Origin of the sequence: Streptomyces sp. NPDC096339 (assembly GCF_044762985.1) — a bacterium.
Lineage (GTDB): Bacteria > Actinomycetota > Actinomycetes > Streptomycetales > Streptomycetaceae > Streptomyces.
Window position 1 is genome coordinate 215,821 of sequence record NZ_JBIWFI010000007.1, and the last position, 25,944, is coordinate 241,764.

General features: G+C 73.1%; 20 protein-coding genes, 1 pseudogene and 1 riboswitch. Of the genes and pseudogenes, 12 read left to right on the forward strand and 9 right to left on the reverse strand.

The genetic code is table 11. The features are described from left to right. Nucleotides 1–131 precede the first annotated feature (131 nt). Both ACIQ5Y_RS13405 and ACIQ5Y_RS13410 read left to right on the forward strand, forming a co-directional pair. On the forward strand, nucleotides 132–1,268 hold the full coding sequence (locus ACIQ5Y_RS13405; RefSeq protein WP_403879193.1) for a Gfo/Idh/MocA family oxidoreductase: 1,137 nt from the start codon (nucleotides 132–134) through the stop codon (nucleotides 1,266–1,268). Beyond that, entirely contained in the window at nucleotides 1,265–2,050 is a 786-nt protein-coding gene (locus ACIQ5Y_RS13410; protein ID WP_403879195.1) for a cupin, read from the forward strand. Before ACIQ5Y_RS13405 ends, ACIQ5Y_RS13410 begins: the two co-directional genes overlap by 4 nt. Before the next feature lie 144 nt (nucleotides 2,051–2,194). Here the strand turns inward: ACIQ5Y_RS13410 and ACIQ5Y_RS13415 are convergent, their stop codons facing one another. Continuing rightward, nucleotides 2,195–4,027, reverse strand: coding sequence for a glycoside hydrolase family 15 protein (locus ACIQ5Y_RS13415; RefSeq protein WP_403879197.1), 1,833 nt, complete (start codon nucleotides 4,025–4,027; stop codon nucleotides 2,195–2,197). A gap of 175 nt (nucleotides 4,028–4,202) precedes the next feature. Here ACIQ5Y_RS13415 and ACIQ5Y_RS13420 point away from each other — a divergent pair, with 175 nt between their 5' ends. The 4 genes from ACIQ5Y_RS13420 (at nucleotide 4,203) to ACIQ5Y_RS13435 (ending at nucleotide 10,143) form a co-directional block, all read left to right on the forward strand. Then, a complete protein-coding gene (locus ACIQ5Y_RS13420; protein WP_403879199.1) occupies nucleotides 4,203–4,571 on the forward strand; it encodes a three-helix bundle dimerization domain-containing protein in 369 nt (122 codons plus the stop codon). Next, nucleotides 4,571–5,554 (forward strand): polyphosphate kinase 2 family protein, encoded by a 984-nt coding sequence (locus ACIQ5Y_RS13425; protein WP_403879201.1) that lies wholly within the window; start codon nucleotides 4,571–4,573, stop codon nucleotides 5,552–5,554. Before ACIQ5Y_RS13420 ends, ACIQ5Y_RS13425 begins: the two co-directional genes overlap by 1 nt. 69 nt (nucleotides 5,555–5,623) lie before the next feature. After that, on the forward strand, nucleotides 5,624–8,344 hold the full coding sequence (locus ACIQ5Y_RS13430) for a cation-translocating P-type ATPase (RefSeq protein ID WP_403879203.1): 2,721 nt from the start codon (nucleotides 5,624–5,626) through the stop codon (nucleotides 8,342–8,344). Between the two features lie 17 nt (nucleotides 8,345–8,361). Further along, entirely contained in the window at nucleotides 8,362–10,143 is a 1,782-nt protein-coding gene (locus tag ACIQ5Y_RS13435; RefSeq protein WP_403879205.1) for a SulP family inorganic anion transporter, read from the forward strand. Between the two features lie 7 nt (nucleotides 10,144–10,150). On the opposite strand, the gene ACIQ5Y_RS13440 is transcribed toward ACIQ5Y_RS13435, so the two are convergent. After that, nucleotides 10,151–11,494, reverse strand: a complete 1,344-nt coding sequence (locus ACIQ5Y_RS13440; protein WP_403879207.1) for a diacylglycerol/lipid kinase family protein — start codon at nucleotides 11,492–11,494, stop codon at nucleotides 10,151–10,153. Between the two features lie 143 nt (nucleotides 11,495–11,637). Here ACIQ5Y_RS13440 and ACIQ5Y_RS13445 point away from each other — a divergent pair, with 143 nt between their 5' ends. After that, a complete protein-coding gene (locus ACIQ5Y_RS13445) occupies nucleotides 11,638–13,380 on the forward strand; it encodes an alpha/beta hydrolase (protein WP_403879209.1) in 1,743 nt (580 codons plus the stop codon). 27 nt (nucleotides 13,381–13,407) lie between these two features. Here ACIQ5Y_RS13445 and ACIQ5Y_RS13450 read toward each other — a convergent pair whose 3' ends face one another. From ACIQ5Y_RS13450 to ACIQ5Y_RS13460, 3 genes are all read right to left on the reverse strand, one after another. Continuing rightward, nucleotides 13,408–14,124: a lysostaphin resistance A-like protein gene (locus ACIQ5Y_RS13450; RefSeq protein WP_403879211.1), complete on the reverse strand. Its 717-nt coding sequence runs from the start codon at nucleotides 14,122–14,124 to the stop codon at nucleotides 13,408–13,410. A gap of 129 nt (nucleotides 14,125–14,253) precedes the next feature. Then, entirely contained in the window at nucleotides 14,254–14,616 is a 363-nt protein-coding gene (locus tag ACIQ5Y_RS13455) for a transglycosylase family protein (RefSeq protein WP_403879213.1), read from the reverse strand. Nucleotides 14,617–15,070: 454 nt separating this feature from the next. Next, entirely contained in the window at nucleotides 15,071–15,418 is a 348-nt protein-coding gene (locus tag ACIQ5Y_RS13460) for a hypothetical protein (RefSeq protein ID WP_403879215.1), read from the reverse strand. An 82-nt stretch (nucleotides 15,419–15,500) separates the two neighbouring features. Here ACIQ5Y_RS13460 and ACIQ5Y_RS13465 point away from each other — a divergent pair, with 82 nt between their 5' ends. Beyond that, complete coding sequence (locus ACIQ5Y_RS13465; RefSeq protein ID WP_403879217.1) at nucleotides 15,501–16,484, forward strand: MerR family transcriptional regulator; 984 nt, start codon at nucleotides 15,501–15,503, stop codon at nucleotides 16,482–16,484. Here ACIQ5Y_RS13465 and ACIQ5Y_RS13470 read toward each other — a convergent pair. The 4 genes from ACIQ5Y_RS13470 to metE all read right to left on the reverse strand — a co-directional run bounded on the left by ACIQ5Y_RS13470 (nucleotide 16,456) and on the right by metE (nucleotide 22,756). Further along, nucleotides 16,456–17,103, reverse strand: coding sequence for a sigma-70 family RNA polymerase sigma factor (locus ACIQ5Y_RS13470; RefSeq protein ID WP_403879218.1), 648 nt, complete (start codon nucleotides 17,101–17,103; stop codon nucleotides 16,456–16,458). The genes ACIQ5Y_RS13465 and ACIQ5Y_RS13470 overlap by 29 nt on opposite strands. A gap of 109 nt (nucleotides 17,104–17,212) precedes the next feature. Beyond that, complete coding sequence (locus ACIQ5Y_RS13475; protein ID WP_403879220.1) at nucleotides 17,213–18,586, reverse strand: cryptochrome/photolyase family protein; 1,374 nt, start codon at nucleotides 18,584–18,586, stop codon at nucleotides 17,213–17,215. Nucleotides 18,587–18,736: 150 nt separating this feature from the next. Continuing rightward, the gene (locus ACIQ5Y_RS13480) at nucleotides 18,737–20,272 is read right to left on the reverse strand and encodes an SDR family oxidoreductase (protein WP_403879222.1); all 1,536 of its coding nucleotides are present in this window, start codon (nucleotides 20,270–20,272) and stop codon (nucleotides 18,737–18,739) included. Nucleotides 20,273–20,431: 159 nt separating this feature from the next. After that, nucleotides 20,432–22,756 (reverse strand): 5-methyltetrahydropteroyltriglutamate--homocysteine S-methyltransferase, encoded by a 2,325-nt coding sequence (gene metE / locus ACIQ5Y_RS13485; RefSeq protein ID WP_403879223.1) that lies wholly within the window; start codon nucleotides 22,754–22,756, stop codon nucleotides 20,432–20,434. A gap of 171 nt (nucleotides 22,757–22,927) precedes the next feature. Then, a riboswitch (cobalamin riboswitch) is annotated at nucleotides 22,928–23,148 on the reverse strand. Between the two features lie 274 nt (nucleotides 23,149–23,422). On the opposite strand from metE, the gene ACIQ5Y_RS13490 reads away from it, so the two are divergent. From ACIQ5Y_RS13490 to ACIQ5Y_RS13505, 4 genes and pseudogenes are all read left to right on the forward strand, one after another. Beyond that, nucleotides 23,423–24,610, forward strand: coding sequence for an acyl-CoA dehydrogenase (locus tag ACIQ5Y_RS13490; protein WP_403879225.1), 1,188 nt, complete (start codon nucleotides 23,423–23,425; stop codon nucleotides 24,608–24,610). 70 nt (nucleotides 24,611–24,680) lie between these two features. Continuing rightward, entirely contained in the window at nucleotides 24,681–25,139 is a 459-nt protein-coding gene (locus ACIQ5Y_RS13495) for an RrF2 family transcriptional regulator (RefSeq protein ID WP_403879227.1), read from the forward strand. Between the two features lie 155 nt (nucleotides 25,140–25,294). Continuing rightward, nucleotides 25,295–25,387, forward strand: coding sequence for a putative leader peptide (locus ACIQ5Y_RS13500; RefSeq protein WP_384583264.1), 93 nt, complete (start codon nucleotides 25,295–25,297; stop codon nucleotides 25,385–25,387). Between the two features lie 300 nt (nucleotides 25,388–25,687). Next, nucleotides 25,688–25,944, forward strand: a pseudogene (locus ACIQ5Y_RS13505) (sulfate ABC transporter substrate-binding protein); the annotation flags it as partial.

Consider the following 25,944-nt stretch of genomic DNA (forward strand, 5'->3'; position numbering starts at 1 on the left):
CGAATCGGGACCGTCGCGAGGGAGGCCGTCCCGTGGCGCGCTCGCGGGCGTGGCCGATCTTGTGCACCCGCGCCGGAACGGCGGCGCGCCCGGTCCGGGAGGCGCCGGAAGGATCGCTAGGGTCACCGTCCGTGACTCTCCGTTGCGTACTGGTCGGTTACGGCCGGATGGGCGCCCTGCACCACGCGAAGCTGACGGGACTCGGCGTACGGGTGGTGGGCGTCGTCGACTCCCGGCTGTCCGGGTCGGCCCGGGCTTCGGCCGGCCTGCCCGTCATCTCGCCGGCCGGGGCGGCCCGCTTGCGCCCGGATCTGTGGGACATCTGCGTCCCGACCGCGGCCCACGCCGCCGTCCTGGCCGAGGTCTGCGGCGGCGACGCCCGGGCGCACGTCATCGTCGAGAAGCCCTTGTGCGCCCCGGGCGACGTACCGGTGGTGCGCGGGTTGCTCGCCGCCCACCGCGGCCGGGTCGTGGTCGGGGAGCACTACCTGTCGTCCGCCGTGCTGGAGCGCGTGGCCGAGGCCACGGACCGGCTGGGCCTGGTGCCGCGCCGCGTGACGGTGGAGATGAGCAAGCACCGCGGGCGTGATGTCAGCCAAGGTCGTTTCCAGGACCGGGACTTGGGGGCGCTCGGCTACGAAGGGCCTCATCTGGTGGCCGTCGTGGACTCACTGGGCCGCCGCCTCGGCCTCGATCCGGTGCCGGAGGGCACGGTCGCGGTCGAGTTCCACGGAGCCGCGGACGGCGCCGGTCCGACCCAGGACGGCGTCGAGGTGCGCTACCGCACTCGCGCGCCGGGTTCGCACTGCGAGGTGTCGCTGTACAGCTCGATGACCGGGCGAATCGGCCACCCCGGTCTGCGCCCCGACGGACCGGCCCTCGCGTCTTCGGGCATCGGCCCCGGCTCCGACACCCGGTACCGGGCGGTGCGCGTCGAGGGGGTCGATCCGCAGGGCCGCCCCTGGCAGGTCACGGGCGCCTTCGAGCCCGTCCCGGGCCTGCCCCGCAACCACGGCACGGTCACCGTGCGGCCCCCGGGGCAGCCGGCCGCAGCCGAACGGCACGTCGTACGGGATGCCGTACGGGACGACAGCCTCGGCCGTCATCTCGCCCGCACCCTCGCCCACTTCCAGGGCCTCGGCCCCAACCCGGCCCCGCCCGGGGAGGCTCTCGACCAGTTGGCCCTGCTGCATGCCTGGAGCGGTCGTCCCGCCCCGGCGCCCTCGCCCACGACCCGTCAGCCCCTGTGCCTGGGAGTCCCGACATGACCGCAGCCGTCCCCGCCCGCACGATCGGACCCTCCGTCGGAGTCGGACGCCCGCCCGGCCGGCCCGCCGGAGTGGGCGTGTCGCACGTGCGCGTCCATTCCAGCCAGGCCCCCGACGGGCAGTGCGGGGGCACCCCGCACGTCCACCTCGTCTGCACCGAGATGTACGTGGCGCTGGAGGGCAGCGGTGCCGCCGAGTTCCTCACTCCCGCCGGGTTCGAGCGCGTCGAGCTCCGCCCGCACACCGCCGTCACGTTCGCGCCGGGAACCCTGCACCGGTTGGTCCCCGACCCCGGCAGGGACCTCACGATCCTCGTGATCATGGAGAACGGCCACCTCAACGAGCAGGGCGACGTGGTCTTCGTCTTCCCGCCCGAGGACCTGGCCGACGCGCGGCGCTACGAGGCCCTGGCCACCGCCGCCGGCCCCGCCGCCGTGCTGGCGCGGCGGGACCGCGCCGTGACGGGCTTCACCGCCCTGGTCTCCGCCTGGCAGCAGGATCCGGACCAGGGGCGCGCCGCCCTCCTCTCCTTCTACGACCGCGCCGCCGCCCTGGTCCGGCCACGGGCCGCCGGCTGGCCGGATCTGGTCGCGCACGGTCCGGCCCGTGCCGTACAGCGGCTCGCCGAGCGCGCGTCGGCGGCCGCGGCCGGTGACCCCGCGCACCTGGCCGACGCCGCGCTGACCCGCCTCACCACCCCCGGCACGGTGCCGCACCGCGCCGGGTTCTGCGGTGACGTCCACACCTACCGGCCCGCCTCGGTCGGCGCCCCGACCACCTGAACCCCGAGGAGTCCCCGCCGCCATGACGACCGGAACCGCCCCGGCGCGTGATGGCCCACCCGACTTCCTGGCCGCGTCCTGTCTCGTGTACGCCGCTCAGGGCCGCCGCCCCCACCGACCCGGCGCGGTCAGCCGAGGGCGCGGTCAGCCGAGGGCGCGGTCGAGGTTGAATGCCGCGCTGATCAGCGCGAGGTGGGTGAACGCCTGGGGGAAGTTGCCGAGTTGTTCTCCGCTCCGGCCGATCTCCTCGGCGTAGAGACCGAGGTGGTTGCCGTAGGTGAGCATCTTCTCGAAGGCCAACCGGGCTTCCTCCAGGCGTCCGGCGCGGGTGAGCGCCTCGACGTACCAGAACGAGCAGATCGAGAAGGTGCCCTCGGAGCCGCGCAGGCCGTCCGGGCTGGCCTCCGGGTCGTAGCGGTAGACCAGCGAGTCGGAGACCAGATCCGCGGTCAGGGCGTCCAGGGTCGAGAGCCACTTGGGGTCGGTGGGCGAGATGAACTTGGCCATCGGCATCATCAGTACGGAGGCGTCGAGCACGTCGTCGCCGAGGCCTTGGGTGAACGCCCCGCGTTCCGCCGACCAGCCCTGCCGCATGATCTGCCGGTAGATCGCGTCCCGGCTCTGCTGCCAGCGGGGCAGATCGGCCGGCAGGCCGCGCCGGTTGGCCATCCGGATGGCCCGTTCGATCGCCACCCAGCACATCAGCCGCGAGTAGACGAAGTTCCTCCGGCCGCCCCGGGTCTCCCAGACGCCCTCGTCGGGCTGGTCCCAGTGGTCGCAGAGCCAGTCGACCACGGTACCGACCTCGTCCCAGTGGGCGCTGCTGATGGGCTTCCCCCACTTGTCGTAGAGGTACACGGAGTCGATCATGGCTCCGTAGATGTCCAGTTGGAGCTGTTTGGTGGCGGCGTTCCCCACCCGCACCGGGCTCGATCCCCGGTGCCCTTCGAGGTGGAGCAGCTCGGATTCGGGCAGGTCGGTGCGGCCGTCGATGCCGTACATGATCTGCAGCGGACCGGTGGGGCCGGCTCCCGGCTCGATGCACCGGTCGGACAGGAAGCCCATGAACGCCTCGGCCTCCGAGGTGAAGCCCAGGCGGAGCATGGCGTAGACGCAGAAGGCGGCGTCGCGGACCCACACGTAGCGGTAGTCCCAGTTGCGCTCGCCGCCGACCCGTTCGGGCAGGCTGGTCGTCGGCGCGGCGACGATCGCACCGGTCGGCGCGTAGGTGAGCAGTTTCAGCGTCAGCGCGGAGCGGTTCACCATCTCCCGCCAGCGGCCGCGGTAGCGCGAGCGGCTCAGCCAGTGGCTCCAGAACCGGACCGTCGCCTCGAACTGCTCCTGCGCCTCGGCGCGCGGACAGCCCCGGGGTCGGACGCCGTCGCTGATCTTGTCGAGGGCGAACACCGCGGACTCGCCTTCGAGGAGCTTGAAGTGCGACCACACGTCCTTGCCGTCGCTTTCGAGCGGCGTCGTGGAGGTCAGTGCCAGTGAGATCGACGGGGCCTCGAACACGGCCTCGTGGGCCTGCGCGCGCACGGTGTGCGCCTCGGTGCCGTAACCGAAGCGGGGGGCTATCCGCGCTCTGAAGGGAAGGGTGCCCCGCACGCAGATCACCCGCCGGATCAGCCGGTGCCGCACCGCCTCCCGCGATTCGTCGACGACCGGCATGAAGTCCTGGATCTCGGCCACGCCGTCGGCGGCGTAGAACCGCGTGATCAGCACGTTGGTGTCCGGGAAGTAGAACTGCCGGGTCCGCGCGGGCACGTCGGCGGCCAGCTCCCACGATCCGCCCCGGTCGGCGTCGAGGATGGCGGCGAACACGCTGGGTGCGTCGAAGCGCGGGCAGCAGTACCAGTCGATCGTGCCGTTGGTGCCGACGAGCGCGGCGGTGCGGAGATCACCGATCAGGCCGTGCTCGGAGATCGGCGGATAGCGCGTGCCGTCCACTCCCCCGGATACGGTCCCGAACTCCATGCCGTCCTCCCTGCCGTCTCGCTGCGGGCGGGTGCGGGATCGAGAAGACCTCGTCCTTCATGTTAGGTCGCCCCGCTCTCCCCCGGAGGGCGATCTTGTCCGGGTGAGCAGACAATGAGCGGCAAGGACCTTCTCGTGGCGATGGCGAGATGGGCGGTTCTGCGGTCTGGAGGTCGTGGAACATGGGATCGGCACCGCCATGACGGTCGAGGGGCAGACCCATCGGGTCGACGTGTGCCTTCCCGCCGAGGGCCCCACCGCCCCCACCGCCCCTCCCCGGCCGGTGGAGCGGGATGATCCCGCGGCCGAGCCGACCCCGTCCGCGCCCGGCTCGTACGAGGAGTCGGTGACGATCCGGGACATGGTGGCGCGGCTGGGCGCCGCCTACCCGTCGGTGGACCGGGCGACCGTCGAGGCGACGGTCAGGACCGAATACGACTCGTTCCGCGAGGCCAGGATCAGGGCCTTCATCCCGATCCTGGTCGAACGGCGTTCCCGCAGGGCGCTCGGCGCCGCCTCGGAGCAGACAAGGACTGATCGGTGATGTTCGACGAGAGAGCCGAACGCATCGCGGACTTCATCCGGCCGCTGCGGGTGGAACCGGGTTCCGAGGTGCGCCTTTCCCGGGACTTCGACCCGCGTTACAAGGCCGGCCTGAAGAAGCGGGACGGGATCGAGTTGCTGCGGACCGGGGTGTCGTTGCTGGCCGAGTACCAGGAGCGGCTGGCCGCCCAGAACACCTACGGGGTGGTCCTGTGCCTCCAGGCTCTCGACGCCGGGGGCAAGGACGGGACGATCCGCCACGTGATGAGCGGCGTCAATCCCCAGGGCGTACGGGTCAGCAGCTTCAAGGTGCCCTCCGTGGAGGAACTCGACCACGACTACCTGTGGCGTTACGCCCAGCGGCTGCCCTCGCGGGGCGAGATCGCCATCTTCAACCGCTCCCACTACGAGGAAGTCCTGGTCGTACGGGTCCATCCCGAGGTCCTCGTCCGTCAGAACCTGCCGGAGGACTCGGTCGGGCCGGATCTGTGGGAGCGGCGCTTCCGGCAGATCAACCGCTGGGAGCACTACCTCACGGACAACGGCTTCAAAGTGGTGAAGGTCTTCCTGAACCTGTCCAAGGAGGAGCAGCGCATCCGCTTCCTGAAGCGGATCGACCTGCCGGAGAAGAACTGGAAGTTCTCCGCGGCGGACGTCCGGGAGCGGCGCCGCTGGGACGACTACCAGCAGGCGTTCTCCGAAATGCTGTCGGCCACGAGTACGAAGTGGGCGCCCTGGTACGTCGTGCCGGCGGACCGGAAGTGGTTCGCGCGGATCTGCGCGGCGGCGGTCCTCGCGCACACCCTGATGGACATCGACCCGCGGTTCCCCGACGTGGGGGAAGAGGCGCGCAAGGACCTGCTCGTGACCAGACGGGCGCTGGAGAAGGAGGCGCCGGCCGGGGCCGAGGCGGACCCGTACGCCGCCGGACACCCGGGGAAGAAGGGCGGGAAGAAGGGGAGGAAGGGCGGGAAGCACGGCTAGACGGCCCAGGAGCCAGGACCTGTCGTACCGGCCCGGACCCGTCCGCGGCCACGGATCGGAGGCGGAACGATGACCGTGCGGTCGGTTTCCCCGGGTGAGCAGCCGCGGGCTGTGGAGGACGCCTGGTACACGCGTGATCCCGACGAGGTCGCGGCGGCGTTCTCCGTCGATCCGGCGGTCGGTCTCTCCTCGGCCCGGGCCGCGGAGCTGCTGGCCGCGCACGGCCCTAACGCGCTGCCGGAGGAGAAGCGGACGCCGACCTGGCAGCGGTTCCTCAGGCAGTACCGCAGTTACATGCAGCTGGTCCTGCTGGCCGCGGCTGCCGTCTCGCTGCTTATCCAGGAATGGACCACCGCGATCCTGCTGATCGTGCTGACCCTGCTGAACGCGGTGATCGGCCTGCGCCAGGAGGGCAAGGCGGAGAGCGCGATGAACGCGCTCCAGTCGATGATGAAGGCCTCGGCGCGGGTGCGCAGGGACGGGACGGAGGCGGAGATCCCCGCCGATCGGCTGGTCGTCGGCGACATCGTGCTCATCACCGCGGGGGACCAGGTGGCGGCGGACGGGCGCATCGTCGAGGCCAGCGCCCTGCAGATCGACGAGTCGGCGCTCACCGGCGAGAGCGTGCCCGCCGCGAAGGACGCCGGCACGCTCCCGGGCCCCCTGCCCGCGCCCGGTGACCGGACCTGCATGGCGTTCATGAACACCCCGGTCACCCACGGCAGCGGGGTACTGGTCGTCACCGCGACCGGGGCCGCCACCGAGGTCGGCAAGATCTCCGGGATGCTGTCGGCCACGGAGAAGGAGGTGCCGCCGCTCACCAAGGAGCTCGACACCCTGACGCTGTGGATCACCGCGGCGGCGGGCCTGACCATGATCGTGATGTTCGCCCTGGGGCGGCAGCGGGACCAGGCCTGGGACGTCCTGTTCGTCAGCGCGGTCTCCCTGGCCATCGCCGCGATCCCCGAGGCGCTGCCGACCGTGACCCAGGCGATCCTGTCCGTCGGCAGCCTCAACCTGGCGGAGCGGAACGCGATCGTGAAGGAACTGCCGTCGGTCGAGACGCTCGCCTTCACCTCGGCGATCAACTCGGACAAGACCGGCACGCTGACGATGAACGAGGTGACCGCCGTCGAAGTGCTCAGTCCCACCGACCGGTACACCGTCTCGGGTACGGGCTACGGGCTCGACGGGAAGGTCCACCACGCCGCCGGGTCCTCGGCGGGCATCGAGGACGCGATCCTGCCCTACGTGGTGGCCAGCGACGCGAAGCTGGTGGACGGCAAGGTGGTGGGCGATCCCACCGAGGGAGCGCTGCTGGTGCTCGCGCACAAGGCCGGGCTGGACGTCGACGCCACGAGACAGGCCTACCCCCGGCTCGCCACGCTGCCGTTCGACCCGGGGTACAAGCTGATGGCCACCTTCCATTCGGCGGTCGACTCTTCGGGCCGGCAGGTCGTGCGCTGCTTCGTCAAGGGCGCGGTCCCGGCGGTGGTGGCGCGGGCCGCCACCGCGCTCGCGGCGGGCGAGAGCATCCCGTGGGACGCGGAACTGGCCGGGCGTGCCGAGGACCAGACCCGGCGGATGGGCGGGGAGGGACTGCGGGTGATGGCCGCGGCCACCCGTGAACTCGACCCGGGCGACTTCGATCCGGAGGGCGACCTGCTCGCGTACGTCACCGGGCTGCGGATGAGCAGCCTCGTCGGCATGGTCGACCCGCCCCGCGAGGAGGCCAAGGCCGCCGTGGCCGGGGCCCAGGCGGGGCACATCCGGGTCCGCATGGTGACCGGCGACGACGTCGTCACCGGTGCGGCGATCGCCCGGCAGCTGGGCATCCCGGGCGAGGCGGTCCTCGGTGCCGATTTCGCGGCCATGAGCGAGGAGGAACAGCTCGCCCGCATCGACGGGATCGGCGTGGTGGGGCGCGTCGCGCCGGAGCACAAGGTGCTGCTCGCCAACACGCTCAAGAAGAAGGGCGACGTGGTGGCGATGACCGGGGACGGCGTCAACGACGCGCCCGCCATCAAGGCCGCCGACATCGGGATCGCCATGGGCAGCGGCACGGACGTGGCGAAGAACGCCGGACGCATGATCCTCTCCGACGACAACTTCGCCACCATCGTCTACGCCGTGGAACAGGGCCGGCGGATCTACGACAACCTCACCAAGTACATCCGGTTCGTCCTGCTCCTGCTGGTCACCTTCGTGCTGACCTTCCTCGGCGCCACCGTCTTCGACATCGCCGCCGGTGAGCCCTTCACGCCGCCGCAGGTGCTGTGGATCCACTTCGTGGTCAACGCCTCCTTCGGCTTCGCGCTGGGATTCGACCGGGAGAGCCCCGGGCTCATGCGCCGCAGGCCACGACCGCGCGGGGAATCGGTGCTCACCCGGCCCGTGCTGGTCACGGTCGGACTGGGCGGGCTGGCGATCACCGTCGTCCTGCTCGGGCTGATCGGGCTCGGCAAGGCCCACTACGACAGCGTCGCGACGGGCCAGTCGATCGCCTTCACCGCCTTCGCCCTCTGCCTGATCGTGGCGGCGTTCGAATGCCGCAGCGAGACGGATTCGGTGCTGACCACGACCACCTTCGACAGCAAGCAGATGAACTGGGTGGCACTGGCCCAGTTCGTCCTCGCCGTGCTGGTGACACAGATGGACGGCTTCCGCCGGCTCCTCGGGACGACCGAGATCGACGCCCGACAGTTCGGCTGGGCGCTGCTCGCCGCCGTCGTCCTCCTCGTCCTGTGGGAGCTGGGCAAGCTCCTGGCCCGTCGGTCGCGACGCACCTGATGGGGGAAGGAAGGGCGGTGACCACCCGGCACGAGGGCCGCGGGCTCCTACCCCGGCTGCGGGCCGTTCCCGGGGTCCGCGCGGTGTCGTCCTACCGGCGGGAGTGGCTGGTCAAGGACCTGGTGGCGGGGGTCGTCCTGACCACGCTGCTGGTGCCGCAGGGCATGGCGTACGCCGAGCTGGCGGGCCTGCCGGCCATCACCGGCCTGTACACGACGATCCTCTGCCTGCTCGCCTACGCGGTGTTCGGGCCCTCCCGGATCCTGGTGCTGGGCCCGGATTCCTCACTGGGGCCGATGATCGCCGCGACCGTGCTGCCGCTGGTGGCGACGGGTGGGGACCCCGGGCGGGCGGTCGCACTGGGGTCCATGCTCGCGATCATGGTGGCGGCCATCATGATCCTGGCCTCGGTCGCGAAGCTCGGCTTCATCGCCGACCTGATCTCCAAACCGACCATGATCGGTTACATGAACGGCCTGGCCCTGACCATCCTGATCGGTCAACTCCCCAAGCTGCTCGGTTTCAAGGTCGACGCGGACAGCCTGATCGGCGAAGCGGTGGGGTTCGTGGAGCAACTCGCCGACGGCGCCGCGGTCCCGGCCGCGGCGGCGGTCGGCTGCGGCGGGATCGCCCTGATCCTGCTCCTCCAGCGCTTCCTGCCGAAGGTCCCCGCGGTGCTCGTGATGGTGGTCCTGGCGATCGCCGTGACCACCGCCCTCGACCTGGGCGAGCACGGCGTCGGCCTGGTCGGGGAACTGCCTGAGGGCTTCCCGCCGTTCACCGTCCCCGACATACGGCTCTCCGACCTCGCGCCGCTGCTCGGCGGCGCCGTGGGCATCGCCCTGGTGTCCCTGGCCGACACGATCTCCAACGCGTCGGCCTTCGCGGCCCGCACGGGGCAGGAGGTCCGCGGCAACCAGGAGATGGCGGGCGTCGGTGCGGCGAACCTGGCGGCCGGTCTCTTCCAGGGCTTCCCGGTCAGCACGAGCGGGTCCCGTACGGCGGTGGCGGAGCGCGCGGGAGCCAAGAGCCAGCTCACCGGAGTCGTCGGAGCGGTGCTCATCGTCCTCATGCTCGTGCTGGCGCCGGGCCTGTTCCGCAATCTGCCCCAACCGGCCCTCGCCGCCGTCGTCATCACCGCTTCGCTGTCCCTGGCCGACGTCCCGGGCACGGTCCGGCTGTGGCGGCAGCGCCGGGCGGACTTCCTGCTGTGCGTCGCGGCCTTCGTCGGCGTGGCCCTGCTCGGTGTGCTGCCGGGGATCGGCGTCGCCGTGGGCCTGTCCGTCCTCGACGTCTTCCGGCGCGTGTGGTGGCCGTACAACACCGTGCTGGGGCGCGTACAGGACCTGGAGGGCTACCACGACATGCGCTCCTACCCGCAGGCCGGCCTGCTGCCGGGCCTGGTGATCTACCGGTTCGACGCGCCGCTCGTCTTCGCCAACGCCAAGACCTTCCGCGACGAGGTCAGGCGGCTGGCTGCCGCGGACCCGAGGCCGAGCTGGATCGTGGTCGCGGCGGAGCCCATGACCGATGTGGACACCACAGCCGCCGATGTGCTGGAGGACCTCGACGAAGCGCTCAACGCGGACGACGTCCACCTCGTGTTCGCCGAGTTGAAGGACCCCGTGCGGCGCAAGATCGAACGGTACGGACTCACCCGCACCATCAACCCCGATCACTTCTTCCCCACCGTGGAGGCGGCCGTCGAGGCCTTCCGCCGGCGCACCGGGGCCCAGTGGACGCCCCACACCCCGTCCGAGCCGCCCGAGTTGCCGGAGCCTCCCGCCGGCGAGCGGTGACCGCCGGTCAGCCGGCCGCCTCGTGCCCCGTGGCGGCGCGCCCCATCGTCAGCGCCAGACGCCGTACCCGGCGCCAGTTCATCGGCGGGGTGGCGCGCGGCACGCCGGGCCGGTTCCGGGGCACCCACACGCGCAGGGCGCGGGGCTCCAGACGGCAGCGCACCGGAGTGGGCAGTGACAGGGCCTCGCCGTCGACACCGACCGGGATGACGGCGGCGTCGGCGTCCACGACGACCTCGCGGGCGGTGGCCTCGGTCAGCCCGCGGCCCTGTCCGCTCTGCAGCAGGAGTTCCGTCGCCTCGGCGGCGCCGCCGACGTGGACGCACAGCACCCCCAGCGTGCCGGAGTCCAGCCGCTCCCGGCGTCCCAGGCCCGCCGAGTCGCCCCTCTGGTAGGGGTTGTTGCTCACCAGGACGGCCTGGGGGCCCTCCAGGGCCAGCGAACCGGCACGCACGCCGAGCCGGGCGCCGGTGTTGTGGGCCAGGAGGTCCGGCAGCATCTCCAGGATGGTGCGGGCCTTGTCGTCGCGGTAGGCGGGGCTCTGGACGACCTCCGCGTAGACGCCGAACGAGGCGTTGTTGATGAAGACGCGCCCCGGGCTCTCCTCCCCCGCCCCTCCCGTGTGGAGGTAGCCGATGTCGATGCGCTGCTCGACCCCGTCGGTCAGCGCCTCCAGACAGGTGGACGGGTCCTGCCGGTCGAGCCCGAGGTCCATGGCGAAGTGGTTGCGGGTGCCGGCGCTGATCACCATGAAGGGGAGGTCGTGTTCCGCGGCCACACCGGCGACCAGGGCCTGCGTGCCGTCACCACCCGCGACGCCGAGCAGGTCGGCCCCGCGCCGCACGGCCCGCCGCGCGAGCTCCTCCACGTCCTCGTGGCTCTCGGGATCCAGGACGTGGACTTCGGCTCCCAGGGCCCTGGCCCGCTCCGCCAGGCGGAACCTCTCGACCTTCCCTCCGCCCGAACGCGGGTTCATGATCAGGAACGGGTGCCCGGCCCGGCCTGCGGGGCGCTCCGGCATGCCCGGCGGGCGGTCTTCCACCAGCGCGGACCTGCCCCAGTACACGGCCAGCATCCACAGGGCGAGGGAGACCAGTACGACCCACACCAGCCCGGCCGTCGAGTACAGGACCAGTACGGTGACCGGCGCGGCCACCATGAGCAGCACGGCCGCGGCCCTGATCCAGCCGGTGTGGGTGAGCATCCACCAGGCGCCCGCCACCGTGAGGAGGAACCCGGCCCAGCCCACGCCCATGAGCAGCAGGCTCCGCAGCCCGCCGAAGAGCACCAGGACCACGATCGCCGCCGTGCCCGCCGCCAGGGCCAGACGCGCGGCCCATCGCGTACTCATGGGGCAACCTCCCACCACTCCGGCGCAGGCGTTCACCTCAGGGTAAGAGCGGCCACTGCGTGCGGCACGTCCGTCATGGCGGCCGGTACGGGCCGGATGGCAGGACCGGCCGGGCGGCGGGACCATTTCCCTGGAGGTCAGCCATGGCCAATGACACGTCGGTCCCTCCGCCGCCCCCGCCGGACGGGCCGCCGTCGCGCCGGGACGGCACCCGGATCGAGGCCGGGCACGTCGAGCCGCCACCCGGATCCGGGAAACGGCGCCTGCTGCCCCGGCTCACGCTGCCCGGCTGCTGGGGCGCGCTCGTACTGGCGTGCCTGTCCTTCACTCCGTCGCTGCTGCCGCGCGGGGGCGTGCTCCAGGGGCTGATCTGCGGGATCAGCGCGGCCATCGGATACGGGCTCGGCGTGGTCGCGGCCCATGTGTGGCGCGCTTTCGCCGACCGGGACGCACGGCCCGCCTCGCGACGGTCGTGGCACGTGCTGCTGATCGGCGCGGTCGTGCTGTTCGGCCTCGCGTTCGGATTCGGGCAGTACTGGCAGCACCGGATCCGCGGGCTGATGGGGGTCACCGACTACAACGTCCTCACCGCCGTCCTGTGCCCGTTCATCGCCGCGCTCGTCTTCTGGCTCCTCCTGCTGGCCGGGCGGGGGCTGCGGCGCGTGTACCACTGGGCGGCCCGGCTGCTCGGGCGCCGGATCGGCCCGCGGGCGGCGAGGGTGGTCGGCTGGATCCTGGTCGTGGGCGTGGCGTGGTCCGTGTTCAGCGGGGTGCTGCTGGGCGGCTTCGTGAACGCGGCCAACGAGGCGTTCTCGGTGCGCGACACGCAGACGCCGGAGGGCGTGCAACAGCCCACGTCCACCCTGCGCTCGGGCGGGCCCGGCTCCCTCGTTCCGTGGGACTCGCTGGGCCGGCAGGGCCGGGCCTTCACCGGCAGCGGACCGACGGCCGCGCAGATCGGCGCGTTCACGCACCACTCGGCGCGGGAGCCGATCCGGGCCTACGCGGGGCTGGAGACCGCCGACAGCACCGAGGCCCGGGCGGAGCGGGCCGTCGCGGACCTCGAACGGGCGGGCGGCTTCGCGCGCGGGAACCTGCTCGTGATGACGACGACCGGGAGCGGCTGGGTCGATCCCGCCGCCGTGGACTCGTTCGAGTACCTCGGCAACGGCGACTCCGCCACGGTGGCGCTGCAGTACTCGTACCTGCCGTCGTGGCTGTCCTACCTCGTCGACCAGTCCAAGGCGCGCGAGGCGGGCCGGGACCTCTTCGACGCGGTCTACGACGTCTGGTCCAAGCTGCCCCAGGACCGGCGGCCACGTTTGTTCGTGGCCGGGGAGAGCCTGGGGTCGTTCGGCGGCGAGACGGCCTTCAGCGGGGAGGCCGACCTGCGCAACCGCACCGCGGGCACCCTGTTCGCCGGTCCGCCGAACTTCAACACCCTGTTCCGCGAGTTCAGCGATGACCGCGAGCCGGGGAGCCCCGAGATCGAGCCCGTCTACAAGGACGGGCGGACCGTACGGTTCACCGACGACCCCACGACCGGGTTCCCGCCGGCGGACCGGCCGTGGGACGGTACGCGCGTGCTCTACCTCATGCACCCGTCCGACCCGATCGTGTGGTGGAGCCCGAGCCTCGCCCTCTCCGAACCCGACTGGATCGGCGAGAAGCCCGGCACGGACGTGCTCGGCTCCATGGTCTGGATGCCCTTCGTGACCTTCTGGCAGGTCACCGCCGACCTGCCGTTCTCCACCGGCGTACCGGACGGCCACGGCCACACCTACAAGGCCGCGTACGTCGACGGCTGGAACGCCGTCATGCGGCCCTCCGGATTCACGGCGCAGGACCTGGACCGGTTGAGGGAGATCATCCAGCCGCAGGGCTGAACCGGACGGGCCCCGGCCGCCGCGCGGTCAGCGCAGCAGGAACCCGGCGACGTAGCCGAACGCGTTGACCGCCCAGTGCAGCCCCATGGGGGCCAGCAGGCTGCCGCTGCGGCGGCGCAGTTCGCAGAAGAGGACGCCGGCCGCCGCCGTGAACAGCACGGCCGCCACGACCGCCGACGCCGCGCCCGCCGCGGAGTCGCCGAAGACCGGGGTCAGGGCGGGTTTCTCCGTCGCCAGGTGCAGGGACGGCAGGACGTGCCACAGCCCGAACAGCAGGCTCGACACGGTGGTCGCCCAGACCGCTCCGCGGGCGCGGTCCACCAGGCCGTAGAGCACGCCTCGGAAGGCCACCTCCTCCACCAGGACCGTGCCGACGGGGACCGTCACGAGGACGCGCAGCAGCAGCCCGTCCGCGCCCATCCCTTCGTACCGCCGGTCCTCGAACAGCCCTCTGGTGGGCGGCAGCAGGGCCCCGGCCAGATAGACGAGGGCGACGAGGCCGGCCAGGGCCAGCGCCCAACGGGCACCTCGGGCCAGTGTGCCGGGGGCCAGTCCCGCGTCCGCGCGGGTCCCGCCGGCCCAGTGGAGCACCCCGAGCAGCAGGACGCCGGCCACGACGGCCGTCACCAGGCCGAACAGGCCGCTCCAGCGGTGCATGACGAGGTTGGCGGCGACGAGAACGGCCACCGTGAGCCCCACGGCCGGCCAGGTGCCGATCCTTCGCGGGAACCGGCTCCGCGGCATCCGGGCTTGTCCTTCGGTCGACGACGGGCGGAAGGTCGGAGGTGGCCCGCAACGACCGCCCGCCACAGGCGCGTCCGGTCGCGGACGCTCCGACAGGGCGGCCCGGGCGCCCTGTCGGAGCGTCCTCCTTCAGCGGCGTCGTGCGCAGGTCCAGGCCCCCATGCTCTGGATCTTGGCGAGCCTCCTCGCGGTCGCGATCTGCTGCGCCTTCGTGGCGAGGTCGGCGCGGGGTGCGTACTTGCGGCCTCCTGCCGCGTTCCAGCTCGACTGGGTGAACTGCAGGCCGCCGTAATGACCGTTGCCGGTGTTCGCCCGCCAGTTCCCGCTCGATTCACAGCGGGCGATGGCGTCCCAGTCGGTGTTGGGTTTGGAGTGGACGGCGGCGGCATGGGCACCGGAGACGTCCAGCAAGGACACGATCAACAAGACGACAGAGGCCAGCAGTTGGCCGATCACGCTCCGACTTCTCCAGTCCTTCCCGTTGCGCGACATCAGTCCTCCTTCGCTGTTGGGGCGAGCCTGCCACGACAGCGGGCGGGCCCGCGTTCGACCCCCGTTCGGGTCGAGGCCACAGCACAGCACGGACCGACGCGCTTCCAGCGGCACTTGCCGTCGGCGAACGGATGACGCCACCCGAACGGACGCTCTACGGCCCTCCTGAGGCCGTCCGCACCAGGTCATCTGCGGCGGACACCGGGGTTTCGCGCCGTCCGCACCGCCGAACGACCGCCCACCGGGCCGCCCCGCGCCCGGAGCGCCGGGTTCGCGTGCGGCCCATCCGGCCGGTGCGGCCGCCGTGGCGAGGGGGCTCACGAACGGGGTCGCGGTGCCTGACGTGGCGGGACCGGCCGCGGCTACGACCGCGATGGCGCGAGCCGTTGTCCGCACGCGTTCCGACTGACCCGACGTTCCATCAGTTGTGTTCCAGGCAAACGGAGTTGTCGGATCAGGCCTGCCGGCCTTCCGGAGGCGGTGCGGCGGCTCCCAGGGTCCGCCGCGCATCCAGCCAGACCCGCTCGAACTCTTCGGCCGGGATCGCCCCCGCGCGCGGCGCGTCCTCCCATCCCGTGAGCCTTCCTTCGGCGACGAGGCCGTACCGCTGCTCGTACCGGCTCATCGTGGCGATGTCCGCGCGCTCCTGGTAGTGCAGGACCTCTTCCAGGGAGGCAGCCGTCACCGGCGCGCCGTCATCGTCCCGCAGCTCCACCTGCCGCAGGACCCACCCTTCGTCGTCCCCCTCGAAGTACTGCCAAAGGCCCCGGTCTTCGTCATGCGCACGGATCCACATCGCCATGCCACCACGCTCCCACAGCCGGCCGCACGGCTCCCGGCAACACGGCCGCGCTCGCAGCGTTCGTGCGTCGTAAGCTGGTGCCATGTCCGATACGGCACACGGCCTCACGACCGGGGCGGTGGCCCGGCACCTCGGGGTGTCGCCGACCACGCTGCGCTCGTGGGACCAGCGGTACGGCATCGGCCCCGCGGTCCGGGAGGACGGGCGGCACCGGCGCTGGACGCCCGGGGACGTGGCCGTGCTGGACGAGATGTGCCGACTCACCGCCTCCGGCGTGCCGCCCGCCGAAGCGGCGCGGACCGCCAGGACCGGCCGCGGGCGCCCGGGTCCCGTACCGGCGGCCCCCCGCTCCCCTCAGCGGGGACCGGACGGCGGGCTGCCGGCCGCGGACGCGCGCCGGGGGCTCGCCCGCGCCGCCGTCCGGCTCGACGGCCCCGCCCTCGACTCCCTGCTCCGTGACGTCGTGGCGGGCCACGGCCTGGTCGCGGCCTGGGAGGACGTGATGGTCCCGACCCTGCACGCGGTGGGCCGCAAGTGGGAGTCCTCCGGGGACCAGTACGTCGAGGTGGAGCACCTGCTGTCCTGGCACGTGTCGACCGCGCTCCGGCAGGTCACGCCCGCCGCGGACGGGTCCGTGCCCGCCGCTCCCCCGGTGGTCCTGGCCTGCGTACCGGCCGAGGAGCACACCCTTCCCCTGGAGGCGCTGGCCGCGGGGCTCGCCGAACGCGGGCTGCCCGCCCGGATGTTCGGCGCGGCCGTCCCCGCCGAAGCGCTCGACGCCGCCGTGCGGCGGCTCGGCCCCGCCACCGTCGTGCTCTGGTCCCAGGCGCGCTCCACGGCGAACCACGCCCTCGCCCGCCACGTCGCCGGACGCTCCTTCGGCGTCAAGGGGGCGCGGACGCACCCCCGGGTGCTGCTCGCGGGACCGGGCTGGGCGGGCCGCACCGTGGAGGCGGGCATGCTCCGCCCGGGGGGCCTGCGGGAGGCGCTCGACGTCCTCGCGCGCTGCTACGCGGAGCCGCCGACCGGCCGCGGCATCAGCACGGCGCGGGCTGCGCCCCGCTGATCGACGCGGTCGGCCCGGCACCGGCCACGAGACTGCGGCGCATCCGCAGGAGGCCCCGGCGGGCATGGCTCTTGACCGTGCCCAGGGGCAGTCCCGTGCGGTGCGCGATCTGCGCCTGTGTCAGGTCCCCGAAGTACGCGAGGGTCAGCACATCGCGCTGTACGCGCGGCAGGCGCGCGAGTTCGCGGATGACCACGACCCGGTCGAGGACGTGCTCGGGGCCCTCCCCCGTGCCGTCGGGCGGCGGCAGAGCCGCGCCCGCGGCGGCGACGAGGTCGAGCCGGCGCGTCCGGTCGGTGAGGGCGTCGGCGGTCTTGCGCCGGGTGATGCCGACCAGCCACGCGGGCACCGGCCCGCGCTCGGGACGGTATCCGGCGCGGCCCCGCCAGGCCGCGAGGAAGACCTGCTGGGTGACGTCCTCGGCCTCGCGCGGGTCGCCCAGGGCGCGGGCCGCCAGGGTGTACACGAGCCGCCCCCAGCGACGGTGCGCGAGGGCCAGGCAGCGTTCGTCACCCTCGGCGAGCCCCCGGCCGATCTCCTCGTCCGAAACCACCCCGGACACCCTGCCGGGCACAGCGCCGGGCCCCGCGCCGGGCGCTTCGCGCTCTGCCGTGGTCATGTGCGCTCCTCCTGCCGGTGCCGGTGCTCCCTGACTCACCAGCGTCCGGCCACCGGGGGAGGCCGCTCAACCCGCATCGTTCGTGCGTCGTATTCGACGCCTCCCGGTCTCAGTCCCTGCCCCGGGCGTGCCGGAAGCGGGCGAGGCCGTCGGCGAGGTCCACGATCGGGTCGGGGTAGTCGTACGAGGCCCGATCCAGGCCCTTCAGCTTCCAGGGTTCGTGGATCGAGGCGCCGGGAAGCTCCGCGAGTTCCGGGACCCAGCGGCGGACGTAGGCGCCGTGCGGGTCGTAACGCCTGCCCTGGAGAACGGGGTTGAGGACCCGGTGGGGCCTGGTGTCGGTGCCCGTACCGGCCACCCACTGCCAGTTGAGCTGGTTGTTGGCGACGTCGCCGTCCACGAGCAGGTCGAGGAAGTGCCGGGCGCCCTCCCGCCAGTCCACGTAGAGCGTCTTGCTGAGGAAGGAGGCCGCGAGCAGCCGTCCGCGGTTGTGCATCCAGCCCTCGTGGGCGAGTTGGCGCAGGGCGGCGTCCACCACGGGATAGCCGGTCCGGCCCTCGCGCCACGCCCGCAGGTCCGCCTCGGCGTCCGCACCCCGGCGCCAGTGGTCGTGCCGGGGCCGGTAGTCCCGGGTGGCCGTGGCCGGGCGGGCGGCGAGCACCTGGCGGTGGAAGTCCCGCCAGCACAGCTGCCGTACGAAGGCCTCGGCGCCCGCGCCGCCACGGGACCGCGCCCGGTGCACGGCCTCGGTCGGCGACACCGCGCCGAAGTGCAGGTACGGGGAGAGGCGCGAGGTCGCGTCGCCCGCGAGGTCGTCGTGGCGCTCCTCGTAGGCGTCGGCGTGCCGGGACATCCAGGCCCCGAGCCTCCGGCGGCCCTCGGTCTCCCCGCCGGTGGCCAGACCGTCGGAGACGTCCGCCACGGAGGCACTCGTCGGCAGCCGCTCGGAGCGCAGCCCGTGCGGTACCCGTACGGTCCTGGGCGCGGCGAGCGGCGTCCGGAGGGGTTCGGCGGACCAGCGCCTGAAGTACGGGGTGAAGACGGCGAAGTGGTCGGAACCCTGCGGGGTCACGTCGCCGGGCGGCACCACGGTGGTGACGGCGTCGTGCACGTACAGGCGGCGCCCCTCGGACTCCAGGGCCTGGCGCAGGCGTTCCTCCCGGGCGCGGGCGAACGCCGAGTGGTCCGCGGCCATGTGGACCTCGTCGGCCTCGGACTGCCTTACCACGGCGCACACTTCGGCCACGGTGTCGCCGCCGCGCACGAAGAGCCGCCCGCCGCGCTCCCGCAGTCCGGCGTCGAGGTCGGTGAGGCAGTCGGCGAGGAAGGCGAGCCGGTTGGGCGCCGCGAAGCCGGCCCGGTCCACGGCCGGGTCCCGGACGAACAGCGGCACGGTCTCGCGGGCCGCGTCCACGGCGGCGCGCAGCGGTGGGTGGTCGTGCAGGCGGAGGTCGGAGGTGAAGAGGACGACGGAGACGGTCATGGCGCCACTCCCGGGGATCGGCCGCCGGGCGGGCCGCTGGGGGCGCGGACGGCGGGCTGCTGTGCTGGTGTGCTGTGCTGCACTCCCCTTCCGTGCTCCGGGGCGTCGTGGATGCGGGCGCATGCGGGCGGATGCCGGCACGTCACCCCGTCATGCCTGGCCGGTCCGGTCGGCGACGGCCCGCTCCGCGGTGCGCGCGATGTTCCGGGCCATGCCGCCGAAGACCACGGCGTGGAACGGGGCCACGCTCCACCAGTACACCTGGCCCGCGAGGCCGCGCGGGTGGAAGAGGGCGCGCTGGCGGTAGCGGGTGCGGCCCGTGTCGTCCCGTTCGGCGCGCATCTCCAGCCACGCGAGGCCCGGGAGCCGCATCTCGGCGCGCAGCCGCAGCAGGATGCCCCGCTCGATCTCCTCGACCCGCCAGAAGTCGAGGGCGTCGCCGACGCGGAGCCGTTGGGCGTCGCGCCGCCCGCGGCGCAGCCCCGCACCGCCGGCGAGCCGGTCGAACCAGCCCCGTACGGCCCAGGCCAGTGGGAAGGAGTACCAGCCGTTCTCGCCGCCGATGCCTTCGATGACCTGCCACAGGGCGTGCGGGTCGGCGTCGACGGTGCGTTCGCGTTCGTCGGTGTAGAGGCTGCCGCCCGCCCAGTCGGGGTCGGTGGGCAGGGGGTCGCTGGGGGCTCCGGGCAGCAGGGCGGAGGACCAGCGGGTGGTGACCCGGGCCTCCTGGACACGTCGGAGGGCGAGCGCGAGGGCGCGGTCGAAGGGGGCCGGGGTGCCGGGCGGGCCGGGCACGTATTCGGCGATGTCGTGCTCCGCGCAGACGACCTCGTACCGCAGGGACTCGGCGAGCGGCCGGGCGAGGGCGGCGGGCACGGGGGTGACCAGGCCGATCCAGTGGCTGGACAGGCCCGGGGTGAGCATCGGGACGGGCACGATGAGCCGCCTCGGGAGCCCGGCGACGGACGCGTACCGGATCATCATGTCGTGGTAGGTGAGGACGTCCGGGCCGCCGATGTCGAAGGTGCGGTTGACCTCCCGCGGCATGGTCGCGCTGCCGACGAGGTAGCGCAGTACGTCGCCGACGCCGATGGGCTGGACGCGGGTTCCGACCCAGCTCGGCGTGACCATCACGGGGAGCCGTTCGGTGAGGTAGCGCAGCATCTCGAAGGAGGCGGAGCCGGAGCCGATGACGACGGCGGCCCGCAGCACGGTCGTGGGGACTCCGGAGTCGAGCAGGATCCGGCCGACCTCGGCACGTGAGCGCAGGTGCGGGGAGAGCTCCTGCTCGGGGATGTCCGCCGGGGTGAGGCCGCCGAGGTAGACGATGCGGCGTACGCCCGCCGCGCGGGCCTCCGCGGCGAAGGTCCGGGCGGCGTTCCGGTCGGTCTCCTCGAAGTCTCGGCCGGCGCCCAGCGAGTGCACCAGGTAGTAGGCGACGCCCACGTCGCGGAGCGCGGGGCGCAGGCTCTCCGCGTCGGTGACGTCCCCCCTGGCCACCTCGACCCGGTCCGCCCAGGGGTGGTCCCGCAGGTGGGCCGGGGTGCGGGCGAGGCAGCGCACGTGGTGGCCGGCGGCGAGCAGTTCGGGGACGAGCCGGCCGCCGATGTAGCCGCTGGCGCCGGTCACCAGGCACAGGGTGCGGCCGGGCGCTGATCCGGACGGGTTCCGGGGGCTGGTCGCCATGGGGTGCTCCGTTCCTCGCGGGGGCGTCACGCTGGTTCTTCTGCCCCGGCGGCCCGGACGGATGCGGGGCATCCGGCCCGGACGGATGCGGGGCATCGGCGTACGGCCGCGCGGCGGGTCCGGGGTGGGCGCGGGGCCCGCCCCGGACCCGGACCCGGATCAGGTGGAGGCGGTACCGGTCTCCGCACGGACCTCGCGGGCCGCTGCGACGAGGTTCTCCAGCGAGGCGCGGGTCTCGCTCCAGCCGCGGGTCTTCAGGCCGCAGTCGGGGTTGACCCAGAGCCGTTCGGCCGGGATGGCCCGGAGGCCCTTGCGCAGGAGGGCAGCGGCCTCCTGCGCGGAGGGGACGCGCGGCGAGTGGATGTCCCAGACGCCGGGGCCGACCTCGCGGGGGTAGCCGGCGCCGGCGAGCTCGTCGGCGACCTGCATGTGGGAGCGGGCCGCTTCCAGGCTGATGACGTCGGCGTCGAGGTCGTCGATGGCCCGGAGGATGTCGCCGAACTCCGCGTAGCACATGTGCGTGTGGATCTGCGTGTCCGGCCGGACGCCGCCGGTGGTGAGGCGGAAGGATTCCGTGGCCCACGCCAGGTACGCGGCGTGGCCGTCGGCGCGCAGCGGCAGCGTTTCGCGCAGGGCGGGTTCGTCGACCTGGATGACCGGGGTCCCGGCCGCTTCCAGGTCGTCGACCTCGTCGCGCAGGGCGAGTCCGACCTGTCGCGCGGTCTCGCCGAGCGGCTGGTCGTCGCGTACGAAGGACCAGGCGAGCATGGTGACCGGGCCGGTGAGCATGCCCTTGACCGGCTTGGTGGTCTGCGACTGCGCGTACGTCGTCCAGCGCACCGTCATCGGCTCCGGGCGCGAGATGTCCCCGGCCAGGACCGGCGGCCGCACGTAGCGCGTGCCGTAGGACTGGACCCAGCCGTGCTGGGTGGCGAGGTATCCGGTGAGCCGCTCGGCGAAGTACTGGACCATGTCGCCCCGTTCGGGCTCACCGTGCACGAGGACGTCGATCCCGGTCTTCTCCTGGAAGGAGAGCACCTCGCGGATCTCGTCCTCGATGCGCTCCTCGTAGGCGGCGGTGTCGATGCGGCCGGCGCGCAGGTCCGCGCGGGCCACGCGCAGTTCTGCGGTCTGCGGGAAGGAGCCGATGGTCGTGGTGGGCAGCAGCGGCAGGCCCAGGCGGGCGTGCTGGGCGGCGGCGCGCTCGGCGTAGGGCCGGGAGCGGCGGGCGTCCGCGTCGGTGACCCCCGCGGTGCGGGCCCGGACGGCGGGGTCGTGGGTGATCGGGGAGGTGGCACGGGAGGCCAGGTCGGCCCGGTTGGCGGCGAGTTCGGCCGTGATCGTGTCGGTGCCCTGGGCGAGTCCGCGCGCCAGTGTGGCGATCTCGGTGGTCTTCTGGCGGGCGAAGGCGAGCCAGCGACGGATCCGGGGGGCGATGTCGTGCTCGGCGTCGGCGTCCAGCGGTACGTGCAGGAGGGAGCAGGAGGCCGCGACGTCGACGCGGTCGGCGAGCCCGAGGAGGGTGCCGAGGGTGGTCAGCGACTTCGCGTAGTCGTTGATCCAGACGTTGCGGCCGTTGACCACGCCCGCGACCAGGCGCTTGCCGGGCAGGCCGCCGGCCTTGGCGAGGTCGCGGAGGTTCGCCTCGGCGGCGTCGGTGAAGTCGAGGGCGAGACCCTCCACCGGCGCCTTGGCCAGGACGGGCAGGGCCTCGCCGAGCCGGTCGAAGTAGGAGGCGACGAGGATCCGGGGGCGCTCCGTGGGGCCCCCGAGTTCCCGGTAGGCGCGGGCGACGGCGTTCAGTTCGGCCGGGGTGCGGTCCTGGACCAGGGCCGGCTCGTCGAGCTGGACCCATTCGGCTCCCGCGGCGCGCAGTTCGGCGAGGACCTCGGCGTAGACGGGCAGCAGCCGGTCGAGCAGGGTGAGCGGCCGGAAGCCGGCGGCGACGCCGGGTGCGGGCTTGGCGAGGAGCAGGTACGTCACCGGGCCGACCAGGACGGGGCGGGCGGTGTGGCCGAGGGCCAGGGCCTCCTTCAACTCGGCGACCTGCTTGGCGGGGTCGGCGGTGAAGACGGTGTCGGGCCCGAGTTCGGGGACCAGGTAGTGGTAGTTCGTGTCGAACCACTTGGTCATCTCCAGGGGCGCCACGTCCTGCGTGCCGCGCGCCATCGCGAAGTACCCGTCGAGGGCGTCGGCCTCGACGGCGGCGCGGTGGCGGGCGGGGATCGCGCCGACCATGACGCTGGTGTCCAGGACGTGGTCGTAGTACGAGAAGTCGCCGGTCGGGACCTCGGTGATGCCCGCCCCGGTCAGCTGCGCCCAGTTGGCCCGGCGCAGGTCGCGGGCGGTCTCCCGGAGGGCTTCGGCGCTCGTGCGGCCCTTCCAGTAGCCCTCGACGGCCTTCTTCAGCCGGCGGTCCGGCCCTTGCCGGGGGTAGCCGTGGACGGTGGCCCGTACTGCCGCGGCTGCGGACTTGGTGGTCACGGAACTCTCCTTCGCGAGCGTGTCTCCATGGACCCGGTGGGGCCGAGGGCGCGAAGGGTGCCGGGACGGGCAGACCGTCCGGTCCGCGTACGTCGGGGTACGCGACGGGAAGGTTCCGTCCGAGGTGCACGCCGACCCGCCCACGAGGTCACCGAGAAACCGTGCGCGGTCGATCGCGCACGGGCAACGGGCAGGTCTTCGGACTCACGGGCACGCCTGCCGGTCTCCCGGCGGGCACCTACAGGCCGTCGCTTCCCAGGACCGGTTCAGGTCCCAGTGCGTATGACGGCGGTCGTTCCCGCTCACCGCTGCGGGGCAGTCCCGGATTCCCACCGGGTTCCCTCTTGCGACGCGTCCCGCCAAGGGGGTCCCCCCATGCCGTTCAGGCCATGGGGGAGGACGGGGGCGAACCAGCTGCGTGGCCCACAGTAGGCCGACCGCGCCGGAAGTGGGGGCGGGTTGGCGCATGTCGGACCGTGAGGTGGGACACGGCCCCCGCGACCGTCTCTTCTTCCAAGACGGCTGTGTCCACCATTCGACCATGGTCTTGCCGAGTCAGGCCTGTTCCGCGAGTATCCCTATCAATCCGATAGGGAAGGTGGGATTCGGCTCCACACCATCCGGCACCCGGCCCAGACCACCCGACGACGCTCCGGAGTAGCCCACATGACCACCGCCGTCCGGCCTGCCGACGAGCAGCGCCACGCACTCCTGCGTACCGCTCGCGACGTGGCGGACGACCTCGCCACGGACGCCATCGCCCGTGACCAGGCCGGCAAGCCGCCGCTCGACGAGACGGCGCGGCTGCGCGAGGCCGGTCTGCTGGCAGCACTCACCCCGCCCCGGCCGGACCGCGGGGCGGACTGGCGTACCGGATGCGCCGTCATACGGGAGGTCTCCGCGGCGGACGGCTCCGTCGGCGAGGCGCTCGCCCGGCACTACGCGCACGCCTGGAGCGCGCGCTTCTACGCCGGCCGCCACCAGGCGGCCGCCCTGGAGGAGGCGTCGGCGCGCGAGCAGTGGCTGTGGACCGGCGCGGTCCGCAATCCCGCACCCGACGACGACTCCGCCGGCCCCGACCTCGCACTGAGGCCGCGCGGCACGGGCTACGTACTGAACGGGCGCCGGTCCGTGCACACGGCGGCGGCCGTCGCCGACCAGATCGTGCTGGACGCCGTCTGCGCCGGCACCGGCGACCTCCTGGTCGTACGGATCCCGCCGGGCGCGCAGGGCGTCACCGTCGAACCCGCCCACGAGCGTCTCGGACAGCGCGTCGCCGGCGCGGGCGACGTCGTCTTCGAGGGGGTCGCCGTCACGCCCGAGCAGGTGCTCGGACGCCGGCCGCACGACGAGGAGTCGACCGCGCCCTTCACCGCGCTCGCGGAGCCGGCGCTCCGGCTCGCCCTGTGTCACGTCGGCCTCGGCATCGCCGAGGGCGCCCTCACCGAAGCCCGCGACCTGAACAGGCGTGGTCGCGCCTATCGGCTGCCCGGTGAGGACCCGGACCTCTTGCTGACGTACGGGGAACTCGCCTCCGCCGCCCAGACGGCCACCGCCGTGGTCGACCGGGCGACGGAGGCGATGGCGCGGGCCCTGGACACGGGGACGCACCTCGATGCCGAGGAACCCGCGGACGTCGCCGCACTGGTCGCCACGGCCGAGACCGTGACCTCCAGGGCCGCCCTGCACATCACCGCCCGGGTGCTGGAACTCGCCGACGCCCCCGGCCTGGACCGCTTCTGGCGCAACGCCCGCGTACTGACGGCCCACCACCCCGCCGCACACCGTCTGCGCTCCATCGGCGAGCACTACCTCAACGCCCCCCACCGCGTGCCGGCGGCCGTCTTCCGCTGACGCGGGGCACCCCGTACGGGGCCGCGCCCGCGGCGGACGCGGGCGCGGCCCCGTACGCGATAATGAGCGCATGCGGATCTCAGCCAGGGCGGACTACGCGGTACGTGCCGCACTGCAGCTCGCGTCGTCGGAGGACGACGGGCCGGTGAAGGCCGAGGCCATCGCCGACGCGCAGGACATCCCGCACAAGTTCCTCGAGGGCATCCTGAACGACATGCGCCGGGGCGGACTCGTGCTCAGCCAGCGCGGCGGCAACGGCGGCTACCGGCTGGCCAAGCCCGCCTGGTCCATCACCATCGCGGACGTCATCCGCATCGTGGACGGCCCTCTCGTCTCGGTGCGCGGAGTCCGCCCGCCGGACCTCTCGTACACCGGTCCGGCCACGTCACTGCTGCCCCTGTGGATCGCCCTTCGCGCCAATGTGCGCGAGATCCTCGACGGCGTGACGCTCGCCGACGTCGCCGCGGCCGACCTGCCCGCCGACGTATCCGCACTGACGAGCACTCCCGAGGCCTGGACCAATCCCTGAGCGGTCGGCCCACCTCGCTGACCTGCTTGTTCTCATTCATCGAGATGAGTCCGTCCACCATGCGGACGACCCCTTGGGGTGAGTCTCGACGTCTGCCAAGATGCCTACCAGCCCGGTAGGAAAACTAGGAATGAGGTGAGGTGGCCGTGCGAGCAATGCATGAATCAGCCATTCTTCTGCCCGTCCTCACCACCCGCCGGCACATCGACCTGGTCCGTACGTCCAGCGCCATCTGTCAGCCCGCCTGACCCGGGCCCCGGTTCCGCGCGCCGATCACCGCTGCGCGCCCCGGCCCTGCCACCCCGCTCTCCGGGCCCGGCGGCCCCTTCCGCCGGCCCCGCACGCCTCGGGTCACCTCCGAGCGCGGCGTGCGACGTACGCGGCTCGGCATCGGATCCCGCGGCATCCACGACACCCCACCACTGCTCCGCCTGCGACGCCGGTCCCGTCACCGACCGCCGCCAGGTGTGGGTGCCGTGCGTGCCGCAGGCCCCGGCCGCGTGCCCCCGTACCTTCCCCAACACCCCATCCCGTGAAAGGACACCTCCGTGTCTGCCGCAAGACCGCTCACCGCCCTCCGCGCCATCGCCGTCACCGCCGCCCTTCCCCTCCTGCTCACCGCTTGCGGCTACGGTTCCGAGGCGAAGAAGGACGAGGACAAGCCGGCCGCCGCCGCGACCGACGCCAAGAAGCTGTCGGCCTCCGAGGTGCGGATCGGGTACTTCCCGAACCTGACGCACGCGACCGCGCTGGTCGGTCTGCAGGAGGGTCTGATCCAGAAGGAACTGGGCGGCACCACGATCAA